This window comes from Streptomyces sp. NPDC006259 (genome assembly GCF_042870975.1).
GTDB lineage: Bacteria > Actinomycetota > Actinomycetes > Streptomycetales > Streptomycetaceae > Streptomyces.
The window spans coordinates 416845-433608 of the sequence record NZ_JBIAHY010000001.1 but is presented as its reverse complement, the minus strand read 5'-3'; the positions used below and the strand labels follow the sequence as shown (position 1 = coordinate 433608).

Sequence of the window (16764 nt, the reverse complement as noted above, 5' to 3'; positions counted from 1 at the left end):
ACCTTTTCTACTTTTCGTCGATCTGACGTTATCTATCATAACCCGCTTCACGTCACTTTGACGATGGTCATTGTGTCGATGTGACATGAATCCCGCGCACCGCCGTGTGCGGTGGCCCACGGGCGCCCGAGGGCCGCTGTTCGCCGCCCCGCGCGTGTGCGAGCATGAAAGAACGGGGCGAAAGAGAAGTTCGCCCGACCCGTGGAATGAATCCGCGGCCCCGCCGGTTGAAACCGTCGGCAAGCAGTCTCCATACAACCCGGGAGAGATGTAGATGTCCGTATCGGACGAGACCAGCACCGTCACCGACGGCATCATCCTGTCCGACGCCGCCGCGGCGAAGGTCAAGGCCCTGCTCGACCAGGAAGGCCGAGACGACCTGGCCCTGCGCGTCGCCGTCCAGCCCGGCGGCTGCTCCGGCCTGCGCTACCAGCTCTTCTTCGACGAGCGTTCCCTCGACGGTGACGTGGTCAAGGACTTCGACGGCGTCAAGGTCGTCACCGACCGCATGAGCGCCCCGTACCTGGGCGGCGCGTCCATCGACTTCGTGGACACCATCGAGAAGCAGGGCTTCACGATCGACAACCCGAACGCGACGGGTTCCTGCGCCTGTGGCGACTCCTTCAGCTAGGTCGTCGCGCAGGACACGCGGAAGGCGGCGGCCCCCTCCGAGGGGCCGCCGCCTTCCGCGTGTCCGGTGCCTTCCGGCCGCGTTTCCGCGGCCTTCGGCTGTCCGCGGCCTTCGCGTGTCCGGCGGCTATCGGGGCAGCCGTGCTCCCGGCTTCTCCAGGGGGACCCGCGCGCCGTCCGTGCCGACGACCGTCCGGTCGCCCAGCGGCTCGTCGAGCTTCACCGTCCGGTGGAAGAACTTGGCGACCTTGATGCAGATCGCGTCCGGCCACGGCGTCTCGGTCACGGTGACCTTCACCTGGTTGCCGCTCTCCACCGCCGTTGCCCGGTAGTCGGAGCACACCCCGCCCGTGAAACCGACGACCAGTTCGGCGCCCTCGGCCGTGTAGCCGTCGACCTGCACGTCATGCGTCCCGGTGCCGGAGGACGACGCCCCCTCGGACGGCGTGGCGGCCGGCGGCGCGCTCAGGAACTCCGGCGCGACCGCCGGATACGTCACCGTGTAGTCCTCCCCGGCGCCCGTCCCGCGCACCGAGAACAGCCAGGACGGCACCAGTGCCTGCCGGCCTCCCGAGGCGTGCGGCGCCAGCCCGAACACCGCGTCCTCGACCGTGAGCGTCTCCTTGCGCGGCACGCCGGTCGACCCCTCGCACGGGCTCTCCAGCCGGTCCTTCGCCGGCACGGGCGTGGCGCAACCGCCGATGCCCATACGGTGATCGGCCCCCGGCGCCGCGTTCATCCGGTCCAGCGTCTCCCGGGCACCGAGCACCGGGTACGTCTCTCCCTCGACCGGCGCCTTCACCTGGCCGTTGCCCTCGACGACCTCCCCCTGGGCGCTGACCGTGACGCCGGTCGTCCAGCCGTAGGTCGGCAGGCCGTCGATCTCGGGATCGGCGTTCACGATCCGCCGCGCGCCCATCACCCTGCTCGCGTCGATCTTGGCGTCGTCCTGCCCGACCGCCTTCAGGACCGGCGCCGCCGCCTTCTTCGCGGCCGCCTCACCGACCGGGTCGGCGGACGATGCCGTGGTGTCCGGCGCGCAGACGTCGCCGCCGCTCTTGCAGGCGTCGGTGCCGGGGGCGTACCGGCTGAACGTCCACAGGCCCGGCGCCCCGCTCTCGACCCGGAGCACCGGCCCCGACCCGTCCTTCCCGGAGCCGACCTTCCAGGTCCGGCCCTCGGCCACCGGAGTCCCCTCCACCCCCAACGCGTCGGCCAGCCGGGCCACTTCGGCCCGCGTGACCTCGCCCTTCGCCCAGTACACGGACGCCGAGCCGGGGCCGTCCGGGAGGGTGCCGTCGGCCCGGTAGGTCACCCCGTACGGGTTCGGCTCACCGGGCGCGATGCCGTTGCCGCTCTCCGCGGCGGACGCCGGCGCGTAGTCGTCCAGCACCAGCGCCGGGGGAGTGCCGCCCTTCGAGGCCGCCCCGGCGTCGCCGTCGGCGCCCCCTCCCGCACCGGCGGCGAGATAGGCCCCGCCGCCACCGACGATCAGCACGGCGGCGGCGGCCACGGAGGCGACGAGCACGGAGGACCGCCGCCGACCGCCCTCACCCGCGCCGTCACCGGACGAACCGCCGAGAACACCGGCCCGGTTCTTCTCCTCCTCCGCCTCGCCCACGGGCTCGGGAGCCCCGTCCGGTGAGGCCTGGGCCGCCGCCGGGCGGGCCTCCGCCGAGGCGGACGCGGCGGGGTCGGGGGCGGCTGTGGGCTCCCGCCCGTCGGACGCCGATCCGGCGGAGCCAGGCGCAGTCGAACTCGGGTTCCCTTCGGGCACCCGCCCGTGGGACGCGGCTCCCGCCTCGTCAGGGGCAACCGTGCCCGCTTCGGCTTCCTGCCCTTCGGACGACGGTCCGGCGGCGTCAGGCACAGCGGAGTCCGCGGTCGCCGCGGGCTCCCGCCCGTCGGACGACGGCTCGACGGCGCCGGGCGCGGCCGGCTCCAGGGCCGCTGTGGGCTTCCGCACCTCGCTCTCCGGACCGGCCGCGGGCTCCTCCGGACCGGCCGCGGACTCCTCCGGACCGGCCGCGGACTCCTCCGGTCCGGGCCGGGGCACACCCGCCTCACCACCCGGCACGCCGACCTCCTCGCCCACGGAGTCATCGCCCCGAGCGATCCCAGAGGCGGCTCCCTGGTCCTCGGGGCCAAGCTCGCCCTCGGGGCCGCGCCCGCCCTCCGGGCCAGGCACGCCCTTCGGCTCGCGTGCGGCGTCGTCGTTGTCGGGTCGCTCGGTGTTCACCGCATCGCTCCTTCGGCTGCGCTGCTGTCGTACCTCACATCCCCTTGACGGGGGACAGCGATGGGACGCAGCGGGGGAGCGCACGGTTCCCCTACGGGCGCCCCAGCCGAAAGAAGGCCCGCGCGAGCCCGCCGAGGGCGGTCCGCGCACCAGGTCCGCGCACCGCGGCTCGCCCACCACGGGCCCGCGCTCGGGGCTGGTCTGCGGGGGCTGCCGACGCGGGCCCGAACGGCCCCTGGCCCCGCACGGGGACGGGCGGCGCCGGGCAAGGACCAGGGCCGGAGGAGTCGGCCGAGGCCCCGCCCGCGCCCGCGCTAGTTGCCGTACTCCGGCATCGCCTCCAGCAGTCGGGCCGAGGCCGCCGGGACGCTCACGCCGTGGATCAGGGACAGGGGCACGGGACGGGCCACGGTCTTCTCCGGGGCACTCCAGTGCGCGGCCATCCGCGCGCCGTCGCCCCGCAGCGACGCCAGGTCGCCTTCGAGGTCGGCCGGAGCGGGTGCGTGGAACTCGAGGTTCGCCATAGCCGCACCGTAAGCATGGGTGGGCCCGCGAAGAAAGATCTACTATCGGGTAGTTTCGTCCGCTTCAACGGTGGCGGTCGACCGGGTAGCGTGAACTGTCAACCCACCTCCCACAGGAGAGTCCACGCCGTGCGCATCGCAGTCACCGGCTCCATCGCAACCGACCACCTCATGACGTTCCCCGGCCGCTTCGCCGACCAGCTCGTCGCGGACCAGCTCCACACGGTCTCGCTCTCCTTCCTGGTCGACAAGCTGGACGTGCGGCGCGGCGGGGTGGGGGCGAACATCGCCTACGGCATGGGGCAGCTCGGCACGAAGCCCATCCTGGTCGGCGCCGCCGGCTCCGACTTCGGCGAGTACCGGGCCTGGCTGGACCGGCACGGCGTCGACACCGCCTCGGTCCGCATCTCCGAGACCCTGCACACCGCCCGTTTCGTGTGCACCACGGACTCCGACCACAACCAGATCGGCTCCTTCTACGCGGGCGCGATGAGCGAGGCCCGCCTCATCGAGCTGAAGACCGTCGCCGACCGCGTCGGCGGTCTGGACCTGGTCCTGATCGGCGCCGACGACCCCGAGGCGATGCTGCGCCACACGGAGGAGTGCCGCTCCCGGGACATCCCCTTCGCGGCCGACTTCTCCCAGCAGATCGCCCGCATGGACGGCACGGAGATCCGCATCCTGGTGGACGGTGCGACGTACCTCTTCTCCAACGAGTACGAGAAGGGGCTCATCGAGTCCAAGACCGGCTGGAGCGACGAGGAGATCCTCGGCAAGGTCGGCCACCGCGTCACCACCCTCGGCTCACGCGGCGTGCGCATCGAACGAGCCGGTGAGGACCCGATCGAGGTCGGCTGCCCGGAGGAGGATGCCAAGGTCGAGCCCACGGGCGTCGGTGACGCCTTCCGCGCCGGCTTCCTCTCCGGCCTGGCCTGGAGCGTCTCGCTGGAGCGCGCCGCCCAGATCGGCTGCATGCTCGCCACCCTCGTGATCGAGACCATCGGCACCCAGGAGTACCAGCTCCGCCGCGTCCACTTCATGGACCGTTTCGCGAAGGCGTACGGCGACGAGGCCGCGGCCGAGGTCCAGAAGCACCTGAGCTGACGCGAGGCCCGCGCCTCGGCCGGTTCAGAGGAGCCGGCGGACCAGATAGGCCGAGCCCCGGTCCGCCGGCTCCTCACCGACGTACTCCTGTCCCCGCATCTGGCACCAGGCGGGGATGTCGAGCCGGGCCGCCTCGTCGTCGGCGAGGACCCGCACCGTGCCGCCCACCGGCACGTCCCCGATGACCTTCGCCAGCTCGATCACGGGCATCGGGCACAGCTTGCCGAGGGAGTCCACGACCAGCTCGCCCTCCCTCGCGACGGCCGTGGGTGTGGGTGCCCCGAGCGTCTCCCGCACCCCGGCCACCGCGCCCGGCAGCACGGCGAGGAACCGTTCCACGTCCTCCTCGGCCGTCCCCGGCGGCAGCGACACCCGCACGTTGCCCTCGCTCAGCACCCCCATCGCCTTGAGCACATGACTCGGCGTGAGGGTGCTGCTCGTGCAGGACGAACCGGACGAGACGGAGAAACCCTCCCGGTCCAGCTCGTGCAGCAGCGTCTCCCCGTCGACATAGAGACAGGAGAACGTGACGATCCCGGGCAGCCGCCGCTCCGCGTCGCCCACCACCTCCACGTCCGGCACGGACCGCGCCACCCCCGCCCGGATCCGCCCCGTCAGCTCCCGCAGCCGCGCCGCCTCGGCCTCCGCCTCCGCCCGCACCGCCCGCAGCGACGCCACGGCGGCCACGATCGCCGGGATGTTCTCGAACCCCGCCGCGCGCCCCGACTCCCGCTCGTCGGAAGGCCCTTGGGGAGCGAACCGGACACCCTTGCGCACCACCAGCAGTCCCACCCCCGACGGCCCGCCCCACTTGTGCGCGCTCGCCGCCAGCAGCGACCAGGGCCCCTGCACCGGACCCCACCCCAACGACTGGGCCGCGTCGACGAGCAGCGGAACCCCCGCCTCCCGGCAGGCCTCGGCCACCTCCGCCACCGGCTGCTCGGTACCCACCTCGTGATTGGCCGATTGCAGGCAGGCCAGCGCGGTGTCGGACCGCAGGGCCCCGGCGTAGGACTCGACGGTGACCGCGCCGGACCGCAGGACCGGCACCCGGGTCACCGTCCCGCCCCCGGCCTCGAACACCTCTGCCGAATGGAGCACGGAGGAATGTTCGACCGCTGACACGATCAGGTGGCGTCCGGCGCGCCGCCGGCCCGCCGACGCCCCCGCGACACCGCTGTGCACGGCCCGCGTCCCGGACGGGGTGAACGCCAACTCGTCGGGCCGGCACCCGACCGCCTCCGCCGCGGCCTCGCGGGACGCATCGAGCAGCATCCGGGCCCTGCGGCCCTCCCGGTAGAGCCGTGCGGGATCGGCCCATCCCTCGTCGAGCGAGGCCAACAGGGCCTGACGGGCCACGGGATGGAGCGGGGCGGCGGAGGCGGCATCGAAGTAGGGCACACGGCAACGGTAGAACGCGGCGGAGCCGGACGGCGGCCCGGGAACCGTGCGACCAGCGACAAACCCGCCCGCAGGCGCCCAACAAGCCGCATCCCCGAGCGATTGGGCACCTCCTCGCACCCTTGGGCGTGACCCCCGGCGCGTTGCCCACCCCTCCCCGCGCGACCCCAAAACGCGTCCAGTAGGGTTTGGTCCGCATAAACATCCAAACCCCTGCCCGACGCAGGGCGGCGACCTACCAGCGAGAAGGCCGCAGCCGACCGCGCGGGCGAGACTCTCGGGAAGGCGCTACGTGAGTCCCAACGGCTCCGACCGCTCGCCGCGGCGCCCGATGCGGCGGAAGCTGCTGCAGGCACTGACCGCGGGCCTGGTCCTTGCGACCGCAACCGGTTGCACATACGAGGACTTCCCCCGCCTTGGTATGCCCACGCCGACCACGGAAGAGGCTCCGCGGATCCTCTCCCTGTGGCAGGGCTCATGGGCTGCCGCACTGGCCACCGGCGTGCTGGTGTGGGGCCTGATCCTGTGGAGTGCTTTCTTCCACCGGCGCAGCCGCACCAAGGTCGAGGTACCTCCGCAGACCCGGTACAACATGCCCATCGAGGCCTTGTACACGGTGGTTCCGATCATCATCGTCTCGGTCCTCTTCTACTTCACGGCCCGCGACGAATCGAAGCTGCTCAGCCTCGACAAGAAGCCCGACGTCACGGTCAACGTGGTCGGCTTCCAGTGGAGCTGGTGCTTCAACTACATCGAGAGCGTCGACGGTTCCACCGGCGACGCCAAGTCCGACGAGAACCTGGCCGCGATCCCGGACCGGTACAAGAAGGACTTCCCGGCCGACGCGGGTGGTGTCTACACCTGCGGCACCCCCGGTGAGCGCAACCCGCAGACCGACAACCCCGGCCCGACCCTCTGGCTCCCCGAGGGCAAGACGGTCCGCTTCGTCCTCACCTCGCGTGACGTCATCCACTCCTTCTGGGTGGTGCCGTTCCTGATGAAGCAGGACGTCATCCCGGGCCACACCAACGCCTTCCAGGTGACCCCGAACAAGCAGGGCACCTTCCTGGGCAAGTGCGCCGAACTGTGCGGCGTCGACCACTCCCGGATGCTGTTCAACGTGAAGGTCGTCTCCCCCGAGCGTTACGAGCAGCACCTCAAGGACCTCGCCAAGAAGGGGCAGACCGGTTACGTTCCCGCGGGCATCGAGCAGACGAGCCCCGAGAAGAACCGGGAGTCGAACATCCTGTGAGCATCCTCAACGAACCCCAGGGTGCCGCCGCAGCAGGGTCCCACTACGAGGACGAGCTGCCGGTCCGGCGCCAGCGCCGCGGCGAAGCCGTCATCAAGTGGCTGACCACGACGGACCACAAGACGATCGGCACGCTGTACCTCGTGACGTCGTTCGCGTTCTTCTGCATCGGTGGCGTGATGGCGCTCTTCATGCGCGCCGAGCTGGCCCGTCCGGGCCTGCAGATCATGTCGAACGAGCAGTTCAACCAGGCGTTCACGATGCACGGCACGATCATGCTGCTGATGTTCGCGACGCCGCTGTTCGCCGGCTTCGCCAACTGGATCATGCCGCTCCAGATCGGCGCGCCGGACGTGGCCTTCCCGCGGCTGAACATGTTCGCCTACTGGCTGTACCTGTTCGGCTCGCTGATCGCCGTGGCCGGTTTCCTCACCCCGTCGGGCGCGGCCGACTTCGGCTGGTTCGCCTACTCCCCGCTGTCGGACGCCGTCCGCAGTCCGGGTATCGGCGCCGACATGTGGATCATGGGCCTGGCCTTCTCCGGCTTCGGCACCATCCTCGGCTCGGTCAACTTCATCACCACGATCATCTGCATGCGCGCACCGGGCATGACCATGTTCCGCATGCCGATCTTCGTGTGGAACGTGCTGCTGACCGGTGTCCTGGTCCTGCTGGCCTTCCCGGTCCTCGCGGCCGCGCTGTTCGCCCTGGAGGCGGACCGCAAGTTCGGCGCCCACATCTTCGACGCGTCCAACGGCGGCGCGTTGCTGTGGCAACACCTCTTCTGGTTCTTCGGCCATCCAGAGGTGTACATCATCGCCCTGCCGTTCTTCGGCATCATCTCCGAAGTGATCCCCGTCTTCTCCCGCAAGCCGATGTTCGGCTACATGGGCCTGATCGCCGCGACCATCTCGATCGCCGGTCTGTCCGTGACGGTGTGGGCGCACCACATGTACGTCACCGGTGGCGTGCTGCTCCCGTTCTTCTCCTTCATGACGTTCCTCATCGCCGTCCCGACCGGCGTGAAGTTCTTCAACTGGATCGGAACGATGTGGAAGGGGTCACTGAGCTTCGAGACCCCGATGCTCTGGGCGACCGGCTTCCTGATCACCTTCACCTTCGGTGGTCTGACCGGTGTCATCCTGGCCTCGCCGCCGATGGACTTCCACGTCTCGGACTCGTACTTCGTGGTGGCCCACTTCCACTACGTCGTCTTCGGCACGGTCGTCTTCGCGATGTTCTCCGGCTTCCACTTCTGGTGGCCGAAGATGACCGGCAAGATGCTCGACGAGCGGCTCGGCAAGATCACCTTCTGGACGCTGTTCGTCGGCTTCCACGGCACGTTCCTGGTCCAGCACTGGCTGGGCGCCGAGGGCATGCCGCGCCGCTACGCGGACTACCTGGCGGCCGACGGCTTCACCGCCCTGAACACGATCTCGACGATCAGCTCGTTCGTGCTCGGCCTGTCCGTCCTGCCGTTCTTCTACAACGTGTGGAGGACCGCCAAGTACGGCAAGCCGGTCGGCGTCGACGACCCGTGGGGCTACGGCCGCTCCCTGGAGTGGGCGACCTCCTGCCCGCCGCCGCGGCACAACTTCCTCACCCTGCCGCGGATCCGCAGTGAATCCCCGGCGTTCGACCTGCACCACCCCGAGATCGCCGCGCTCGAGCAGCTGGAGCACGCCGGTCACGGCGCCGACGCCATCGCGGGCAGCAAGGAGGCCGGCAAGTGAAGATCCAGGGCACGATGTTCGTCTGGCTGAGCGTCTTCGTCCTCGCCATGGCGGTCGTCTACGGCGTGTGGTCGAAGGAACCGGCCGGTACGACGGCCCTCTTCCTGGCCTTCGGCCTGTGCATCATGATCGGCTTCTACCTTGGCTTCACCGCCAAGCGGGTCGACACCGGTGCGCAGGACAACAAGGAGGCGGACGTCGCGGACGACGCCGGCGAGCTGGGCTTCTTCAGCCCGCACAGCTGGCAGCCGCTCTCCCTGGCCGTCGGTGGCGCCCTCGCCTTCCTGGGGGTCGCGGTCGGCTGGTGGCTGCTCTACTTCGCCGCCCCGCTGATCCTCATCGGCCTGTGGGGCTGGGTCTTCGAGTACTACCGCGGCGAGAACCGCACCCAGTAGCACGCGCCTCGCGCAACAGAGCCCGGACACTCCGTCAGGAGTGTCCGGGTTCCTGCTTTTGCCGTAATCGGCGTAGCCCGTCCGTGTCACCCAGCGCGCCGTGGTTGACGTGGCTCCCTAGCGTGAAGCCATGAGCCACGAACCCCGCCCCCGCACCGTCGTCAGCTGCACGCTGCTGGTGATCGCCCTGGTCGCGGGCGCAACCGCCTGCGGCTCGGACGGCAACCCGCTCGCCTCACGCCCGTACGACGCGACGGACCGGATCTCCTTCAGCGTCCCGCACGGCGACGCCAGGAAGGCCGACCCGGACAAGCCCCTGGAGATCAGGGCCGAGGACTCCGACGAGCGGATCACCGACGTGACCGCCCTGGACGCCACAGGCCGCTACGTGGCGGGCGAACTCGCCGCCGACGGCAGCCGCTGGCACAGCACCGAGCCGCTCGCCGCCAACGCCCACTACACGGTCCGCGTGAGCACCGAGGACGAGGAGGGGGCCCCCGGCCGCCGGGTCCTCACCTTCGACACCGGCAAGCCCACCGCCAAGAAGCGCCTGACCGTCACCTTCGGCCCCGGCGCGGGCACCTACGGCGTCGGCAGGCCCGTCACCGCCGAACTGAGCCGGCCCGTCAAGGACCCCGCCCAGCGCGCCGTCGTGGAACGCGCCCTGAAGGTCGACTCCAAGCCCGCCGTGCAGGGCGCCTGGCACTGGGTGGACGACGGGACGCTGCACTACCGCCCGAAGGACTACTGGCCCGCCCACGCCACGGTCCGCGTCCACAGCAACCTGGACGGCATCAAGGTCGGCGACCGGCTCTGGGGCGGCAAGGCCAAGGACGTCACGCTCACCATCGGCGACCGCGTCATCGCGGTCACCGACGCCGCCTCGCACTCCCTCACGCTGTACCGCAACGGTGAAGAGGTGAAGGAGATCCCCGTCACCACGGGCAAGCCCGGCTTCGAGACCCGCAACGGCGTCAAGGTCGTCCTGGGCAAGGAGTACTTCGTCCAGATGCGCGGCACCACCGTCGGCATCGCCGAGGGCTCCTCGGAGTCGTACGACCTGCCCGTCTACTACGCCACCCGCGTCACCTGGAGCGGCGAGTACGTCCACGCCGCCCCCTGGTCCGTCGGATCCCAGGGCTCCGCCAACGTCAGCCACGGCTGCGTCGGCATGAGCACCGCCAACGCCGAGTGGTTCTTCGACAACGTCCGCGAGGGCGACGTCGTCCAGGTCGTCAACAGCGAGGGCGACACGATGGAGACCTTCGGCAACGGCTTCGGCGACTGGAACCTGGACTGGAACAAGTGGCGCGAGGGCAGCGCCCTGACCGGTGGCAAACAGAAGACCCAGGAGGACACGGAACGGCTCCGGCCGGCGGCCGCGTAGCGCGCCCGCGAGGGGCCGCGCGCACGCCGCGGGGGCGACGAGCCCCAGGCGGCCCGCAGCCGCCCCCACAACCCCTGCGCCCGCCCTCAGCTGCCCACGAGGTTGCGGCGGCGCAGGACCGCCGCCAGGGCCCCGGCGAACTCCACGGGGTCCACCGGCAGGGTCACCGCCGCGTCGGCCCGGCTCCACGTCGCCAGCCACGCGTCCTGCGGCCGCCCGATGAGCAGCAGCACCGGCGGGCAGTGGAACACCTCGTCCTTGATCTGCCGGCACATCCCCATGCCGCCCATGGGCACGGCCTCGCCGTCCAGGACGCACACGTCGATCCCGCCCTTGTCCAGCTCCGCCAGCACGGCGGCGGGCGTCGCGCACTCCAGGAACTCGACCAGGGGCGCGTCGGGAGCCGGCCGTCGGCCGGCGGCCAGCCGCACCTGCTCCCTGGTGTGGGCGTCGTCGCTGTAGACCAGCACCGTGGCGGTCGCCTGCATGGTTCCTCCGCGTCATTGGAGTGGAACTTCCGGGTACCGATGGGGCGGATGCTACTCCCCCGGACAGGCCGTCAACACCTGTTGGACCATGCCCGCGATGGGCCATACGGGCAGTACACGAGGGGCGAACACTCCGAACGGCACCCCCCGGAGTGAGGGCGGGATAAGCGACCGACATAATGTCGGTCGTGGCGACAGCAACGACAGTAGAAACCGGGCACGCGCACCCGTCGGTCAATCGGCCGAACCTCACCAGCGTCGGAACCATCATCTGGCTGAGTTCCGAGCTGATGTTCTTCGCGGCCCTCTTCGCGATGTACTTCACCCTGCGATCGGTGACCGGTCCCGATCACTGGAAGGAAATGGCGCATGCGCTGAACCTTCCGTTCTCGGCGACGAACACCACGATCCTGGTGCTCTCCTCACTCACCTGCCAGCTCGGCGTCTTCGCCGCCGAGCGCGGTGACGTGAAGAAGCTCAGGATGTGGTTCATCGTCACCTTCGTGATGGGTGCGATCTTCATCGGCGGCCAGGTGTACGAGTACACCGAGCTGGTCAAGAAGGACGGGCTCTCGCTCTCCTCGGACCCGTACGGCTCGGCGTTCTACCTGACCACCGGGTTCCACGGCCTGCACGTGACGGGTGGCCTCATCGCCTTCCTGTTCGTCCTCGGCCGCACCTACGCGGCGAAGAGGTTCACCCACGAACAGGCGACCGCGGCCATCGTCGTGTCCTACTACTGGCACTTCGTCGATGTCGTCTGGATCGGCCTCTTCGCCACGATCTACCTGATCAAGTAGCCGGGCCCGATCCCGCACCCGTCCCAGAAGCATCGACGCAGAAGATCCTGACACCGGGGTAATCCGTGAAAAAGCTCTCCGCACGACGACGCCATCCGATGGCGGCGCTCGTCGTCCTACTCCTCGCGCTGGCATGCACCGGGGGGCTGTACGCCGCGTTCGCACCCGCGAGCAAGGCGCAGGCAGACGAAACCGCCCAGTCCCTCGCCATCGACGAGGGCAAGAAGCTCTACGCCGTCGGCTGCGCCAGCTGCCACGGCACCGGCGGTCAGGGCACCACCGACGGTCCGAGCCTGGTCGGCGTGGGCGCCGCGGCCGTCGACTTCCAGGTCGGTACCGGCCGTATGCCGGCCGCGACCTCCCAGGGCGCCCAGGTGCCCGACAAGAAGACCATCTATTCGCAGGCCGAGATCGACCAGCTCGCCGCGTACGTCGCCTCGCTCGGCGCCGGCCCGTCCGTCCCCACCAAGTCCGAGTACGGCCCCGACGGCGCGGACATCGCCAAGGGCGGTGAGCTGTTCCGCACCAACTGCGCGCAGTGCCACAACTTCACCGGCAAGGGCGGCGCCCTGACCCGGGGCAAGTACGCGCCGACGCTCGAAGGCGTGGACCCGAAGCACATCTACGAGGCCATGCAGACCGGCCCGCAGAACATGCCCTCCTTCCCCGACACCACGGTGTCGGAGCAGAACAAGAAGGACATCATCGCCTACCTGCACGCGGTCAACGGCGAGGAGACGGCCAGCTACGGCGGTCTCGAGCTGGGCGGCATCGGGCCGGTCGCCGAGGGACTGTTCGGCTGGATCTTCGGACTGGGCGGTCTGATCGCCGTCGCCGTATGGGTTGCCGCTCGGACCGCAAAGGCCAAGAAGTCATGAGTAGCCAAGACATTCCAGAAGAGAACCTGCCCGCTGAGCAGGACCACGCCCATGGAGCCGTAGGCGTCGCGGACGAGAAGAACCCGTTCGCCGACCCCGGGCTGCCGCCGCACGAGCACCGGGTGCAGGACATCGACGAGCGGGCCGCCAAGCGGTCCGAGCGTGCGGTCGCCTTCCTGTTCACCCTGTCGATGCTGGCCACCGTCGGGTTCATCGCCTCCTACGTGGCGATCCCGCCCGACCGGACGGTCTTCATCTTCCCGCTCGGGCACGTCAGCGCGCTGAACTTCGCGCTCGGCGTGACGCTCGGCCTGGCCCTCTTCAGCATCGGCGCGGGCGCGGTCCACTGGGCCCGCACGCTGATGTCCGACGTGGAGGTCGCCGACGAGCGGCACGCGATCGAGGCGGCGCCCGAGGTCAAGGCCAAGGTCATGGCCGACTTCCGGGACGGCGCCAAGGAGTCCGCGCTGGGCCGCCGCAAGCTGATCCGCAACACGATGTTCGGTGCGCTGGCGCTGTTCCCGCTCTCCGGTGTCGTCCTGCTGCGCGACCTCGGGCCGCTGCCCGAGGACAAGCTGCGCCACACGTTGTGGGCCAAGGGCAAGCTGCTCGTCAACATGAACACCAACGAGCCGCTGCGTCCCTCGGACGTCGCGGTCGGCTCCCTCACCTTCGCCAAGCCCGAGGGCCTGGAGGAGGACGACCACGAGTTCCAGAACGAGATCGCCAAGGCCGCCCTGATGATCGTCCGCATCCAGCCGGACGACATCAAGGACAAGCGCGAACTCGAGTGGTCGCACGACGGCATCGTGGCGTACTCGAAGATCTGCACCCACGTCGGTTGCCCGATCTCCCTGTACGAGCAGCAGACCCACCACGTGCTGTGCCCCTGCCACCAGTCCACCTTCGACCTGTCCGACGGTGCCCGAGTGATCTTCGGTCCCGCCGGTCACGCCCTGCCGCAACTGCGCATCGGCGTGAACGACGAGGGCTACCTCGAGGCGCTCGGCGACTTCGAAGAGCCCGTCGGTCCTGCCTTCTGGGAGCGCGGATGAGTAACAAGGACGACCGCCGCAAGGCACCCGCGGGCGAGCGGGTCGCCGACTGGGCCGACGGCCGCCTGGGGATCTACTCCCTGGCCAAGGCCAACATGCGCAAGATCTTCCCGGACCACTGGTCCTTCATGCTCGGTGAGATCTGCCTCTACAGCTTCATCATCATCATCCTCACGGGTGTGTACCTGACGCTCTTCTTCCACCCGTCGATGAACGAGGTGGAGTACCACGGCAGCTACGTCCCGCTCCAGGGCCAGCTGATGTCCGAGGCCTTCAACTCCACCATGCACATCTCCTTCGATGTGCGCGGTGGTCTGCTGATCCGCCAGATCCACCACTGGGCCGCGGTCATCTTCCTCGCCGGCATGTTCGTGCACATGATGCGCGTCTTCTTCACGGGCGCCTTCCGCAAGCCGCGCGAGATCAACTGGCTGTTCGGCTTCCTGCTGTTCGTCCTGGGCATGTTCACCGGTTTCACCGGCTACTCGCTCCCGGACGACCTGCTCTCCGGCACCGGTGTCCGCTTCACGCAGGGCGCGATCCTGTCCATGCCGATCGTCGGCACGTACATCTCGATGTTCCTGTTCGGCGGGGAGTTCCCCGGCGGCGACTTCGTCGCGCGGTTCTACTCGATCCACATCCTGCTGCTGCCGGGCATCATGCTCGGGCTCGTGGTCGGCCACCTGATCCTGGTCTTCTACCACAAGCACACGCAGTTCGCGGGTCCCGGACGGACCAACAAGAACGTCGTCGGCATGCCGCTGCTGCCGGTCTACATGGCCAAGGCCGGAGGCTTCTTCTTCCTGGTCTTCGGGTTCATCGCGCTCATCGCCGGCATCGCGTCCATCAACCCGATCTGGGCCATGGGCCCCTACCGGCCGGACCAGGTGTCGACGGGCGCCCAGCCCGACTGGTACATGGGCTTCGCCGAGGGTCTGGTCCGCGCCATGCCGGGCTGGGAGATCAACTTCTGGGGTCACACGCTGGTCCTGGGCGTGCTCATCCCGCTGGTGCTGTTCGGCCTGTTCCTCGCGGTGATCGCGCTCTACCCGTTCATCGAGTCCTGGGTCACCGGGGACAAGCGCGAGCACCACATCCTGGACCGTCCGCGCAACGCCCCGACCCGTACGGCCTTCGGTGTCGCCTGGGTGACCGGGTACATCATCATGCTGATCGGCGGTGGCAACGACATCATCGCCACCCACTTCCACCTGTCGATCAACGCGGTCACCTGGTTCGTGCGGATCGGCTTCTTCGCCGGACCGGTCATCGCCTTCGTGATCACCAAGCGGATCTGCCTCGGCCTCCAGCGCCGCGACAAGGACAAGGTGCTGCACGGTCGTGAGACCGGCACCATCAAGCGTCTGCCGCACGGTGAGTTCATCGAGGTGCACGAGCCGCTCAGCCAGGAGGCGCTCTACACGCTCACCTCGCACGAGCAGTACCGGCCCGCCGAGATCGGCCCGACGGTCGACGAGAACGGCGTCGAGCGCAAGGTGAAGCGCACCGAGAAGGTCCGCGCCAAGCTGAGCGAGGCGTACTACGGCGAGGAGAGCCAGGTCTCCAAGCCGACCGTCGAGGAGTACAAGGAGATCACGAGCGGCCACGGCCACCACTGATCGCTGCGTCGCCACGCACCGCCGAAGGGCCCCGTCCGGTGTACGGACGGGGCCCTTCGCCCTGTCCGGGCCTGGATAGGGTGGACCAGTCGAGACGCGCGTCCCGTGCAGCGGGACCACACTGACCCAGGAGCGGCTTATGAGCGCTGTGACCCCCGCCGGAGGCGACACCGCGGCGGACCGTTCCTGGCCCGAGGTGCTGAACGCCCTGCTGTACGGCCGTGACCAGAGTGCCGACGCCACGGCGTGGGCGATGGACCGGATCATGCGCGGCGAGGCCACCGACGCCCAGATCGCCGGGTTCGTGGTGGCGCTGCGCGCCAAGGGCGAGACCGTCGAGGAGATCAACGGACTCGTCCGCGCGATGTACGAGCACGCGAACGTGATCGAGGTGCCCGGCCCGACCGTCGACATCGTCGGCACCGGCGGCGACGGCGCGAAGACGGTGAACATCTCCACGATGTCCTCGATCGTCGTGGCCGGCACGGGCGTCAAGGTCGTCAAGCACGGCAACCGGGCCGCGTCCTCCGCGTCCGGCGCCTCGGACGTCCTGGAGAAGCTCGGCGTCCGCCTCGACCTGACCCCGCAGCGGGTGGCCGAGGTCGCCGAGGAGGCCGGCATCACCTTCTGCTTCGCCATCAAGTTCCATCCGGCGCTGCGTCACGCGGGCGCGGCCCGTGGCCAGTTGGGCATCCGCACGGTGTTCAACGTGCTCGGCCCGCTGACCAACCCGGCCAAGGTCCGGGCCCAGGCGGTCGGCGTCGCGGACGCGCGCATGGCGCCGATCGTGGCCGGCGTCTTCGCGGAGCGCGGCAACTCCTCGCTGGTGTTCCGCGGCGACGACGGCCTCGACGAGCTGACGACGACCTCCACCTCACGGGTCTGGGTCGTCCGCGACGGCAAGGTGACCGAGGAGTCGTTCGACCCGCGGGACGTCGGCCTCGACCTCGTTCCCGTCGAGGCCCTGCGGGGCGCCGACGCCTCCTACAACGCCGAGGTGGCGCGCAGGCTGCTGGACGGCGAGACGGGCCCGGTCCGGGACGCCGTCCTGCTGAACTCGGCGGCCGCCCTGGTCGCCCTGGAGCCGACCGCCGCTCCGCTCCCGGAACAGCTCCGGGACGGCATGGCCAGGGCCGCGGAGTCCCTCGACTCCGGCGCGGCCAAGCGGACCCTGGAACGCTGGGCGGCGGCCACCCACGCCTGAGCGCGGGCCCGCTGTGCCGCGGGGCGCGGTCCGGATCCGTCCGTCTCAGGACATG

General features: G+C 69.9%; 15 protein-coding genes. 11 read left to right on the top strand and 4 right to left on the bottom strand.

What is annotated here, in order from left to right; genetic code table 11:
• Positions 1 to 274: 274 nt before the first annotated feature.
• A complete protein-coding gene (locus ACFYO5_RS01950; protein WP_030794551.1) occupies positions 275 to 631 on the top strand; it encodes an iron-sulfur cluster assembly accessory protein in 357 nt (118 codons plus the stop codon).
• A 126-nt stretch (positions 632 to 757) separates the two neighbouring features.
• On the opposite strand, the gene ACFYO5_RS01945 is transcribed toward ACFYO5_RS01950, so the two are convergent.
• Together ACFYO5_RS01945 and ACFYO5_RS01940 are read right to left on the bottom strand one after the other, a co-directional pair.
• The gene (locus ACFYO5_RS01945; protein ID WP_388703070.1) at positions 758 to 2869 is read right to left on the bottom strand and encodes a hypothetical protein; all 2112 of its coding nucleotides are present in this window, start codon (positions 2867 to 2869) and stop codon (positions 758 to 760) included.
• 314 nt (positions 2870 to 3183) lie between these two features.
• Entirely contained in the window at positions 3184 to 3393 is a 210-nt protein-coding gene (locus ACFYO5_RS01940; RefSeq protein WP_388703067.1) for a hypothetical protein, read from the bottom strand.
• A gap of 129 nt (positions 3394 to 3522) precedes the next feature.
• Between ACFYO5_RS01940 and ACFYO5_RS01935 the strand changes: the two genes are divergently transcribed.
• On the top strand, positions 3523 to 4497 hold the full coding sequence (locus tag ACFYO5_RS01935) for a carbohydrate kinase family protein (RefSeq protein WP_356559050.1): 975 nt from the start codon (positions 3523 to 3525) through the stop codon (positions 4495 to 4497).
• 24 nt (positions 4498 to 4521) lie between these two features.
• On the opposite strand, the gene ACFYO5_RS01930 is transcribed toward ACFYO5_RS01935, so the two are convergent.
• Positions 4522 to 5898: a cysteine desulfurase/sulfurtransferase TusA family protein gene (locus tag ACFYO5_RS01930; protein ID WP_388703065.1), complete on the bottom strand. Its 1377-nt coding sequence runs from the start codon at positions 5896 to 5898 to the stop codon at positions 4522 to 4524.
• A 292-nt stretch (positions 5899 to 6190) separates the two neighbouring features.
• Between ACFYO5_RS01930 and coxB the strand changes: the two genes are divergently transcribed.
• The 4 genes from coxB to ACFYO5_RS01910 all read left to right on the top strand — a co-directional run bounded on the left by coxB (position 6191) and on the right by ACFYO5_RS01910 (position 10665).
• Complete coding sequence (gene coxB / locus ACFYO5_RS01925) at positions 6191 to 7150, top strand: cytochrome c oxidase subunit II (RefSeq protein WP_356559046.1); 960 nt, start codon at positions 6191 to 6193, stop codon at positions 7148 to 7150.
• Positions 7147 to 8883 carry a cytochrome c oxidase subunit I gene (gene ctaD, locus ACFYO5_RS01920; protein WP_356559044.1) on the top strand — a complete coding sequence of 579 codons (1737 nt, stop codon included), beginning with the start codon at positions 7147 to 7149 and terminating at the stop codon, positions 8881 to 8883. The genes coxB and ctaD overlap by 4 nt, the downstream gene beginning before the upstream one ends.
• Positions 8880 to 9278, top strand: a complete 399-nt coding sequence (locus ACFYO5_RS01915) for a cytochrome c oxidase subunit 4 (RefSeq protein ID WP_388703064.1) — start codon at positions 8880 to 8882, stop codon at positions 9276 to 9278. Before ctaD ends, ACFYO5_RS01915 begins: the two co-directional genes overlap by 4 nt.
• A gap of 130 nt (positions 9279 to 9408) precedes the next feature.
• Positions 9409 to 10665, top strand: a complete 1257-nt coding sequence (locus tag ACFYO5_RS01910) for an Ig-like domain-containing protein (protein ID WP_388703061.1) — start codon at positions 9409 to 9411, stop codon at positions 10663 to 10665.
• 86 nt (positions 10666 to 10751) lie between these two features.
• On the opposite strand, the gene ACFYO5_RS01905 is transcribed toward ACFYO5_RS01910, so the two are convergent.
• Positions 10752 to 11153 carry a hypothetical protein gene (locus ACFYO5_RS01905; protein WP_388703059.1) on the bottom strand — a complete coding sequence of 134 codons (402 nt, stop codon included), beginning with the start codon at positions 11151 to 11153 and terminating at the stop codon, positions 10752 to 10754.
• Positions 11154 to 11332: 179 nt separating this feature from the next.
• Here ACFYO5_RS01905 and ACFYO5_RS01900 point away from each other — a divergent pair, with 179 nt between their 5' ends.
• The 5 genes from ACFYO5_RS01900 to trpD all read left to right on the top strand — a co-directional run bounded on the left by ACFYO5_RS01900 (position 11333) and on the right by trpD (position 16709).
• Positions 11333 to 11953, top strand: coding sequence for a heme-copper oxidase subunit III (locus ACFYO5_RS01900; RefSeq protein ID WP_356559036.1), 621 nt, complete (start codon positions 11333 to 11335; stop codon positions 11951 to 11953).
• A 65-nt stretch (positions 11954 to 12018) separates the two neighbouring features.
• Entirely contained in the window at positions 12019 to 12831 is an 813-nt protein-coding gene (locus ACFYO5_RS01895) for a c-type cytochrome (RefSeq protein ID WP_356559034.1), read from the top strand.
• Positions 12828 to 13886, top strand: coding sequence for a Rieske 2Fe-2S domain-containing protein (locus tag ACFYO5_RS01890; protein WP_356559032.1), 1059 nt, complete (start codon positions 12828 to 12830; stop codon positions 13884 to 13886). Before ACFYO5_RS01895 ends, ACFYO5_RS01890 begins: the two co-directional genes overlap by 4 nt.
• Positions 13883 to 15505 carry a cytochrome bc complex cytochrome b subunit gene (locus ACFYO5_RS01885; RefSeq protein ID WP_356559030.1) on the top strand — a complete coding sequence of 541 codons (1623 nt, stop codon included), beginning with the start codon at positions 13883 to 13885 and terminating at the stop codon, positions 15503 to 15505. Before ACFYO5_RS01890 ends, ACFYO5_RS01885 begins: the two co-directional genes overlap by 4 nt.
• Before the next feature lie 139 nt (positions 15506 to 15644).
• Entirely contained in the window at positions 15645 to 16709 is a 1065-nt protein-coding gene (gene trpD, locus ACFYO5_RS01880; RefSeq protein WP_388703055.1) for an anthranilate phosphoribosyltransferase, read from the top strand.
• Positions 16710 to 16764 lie beyond the last annotated feature (55 nt).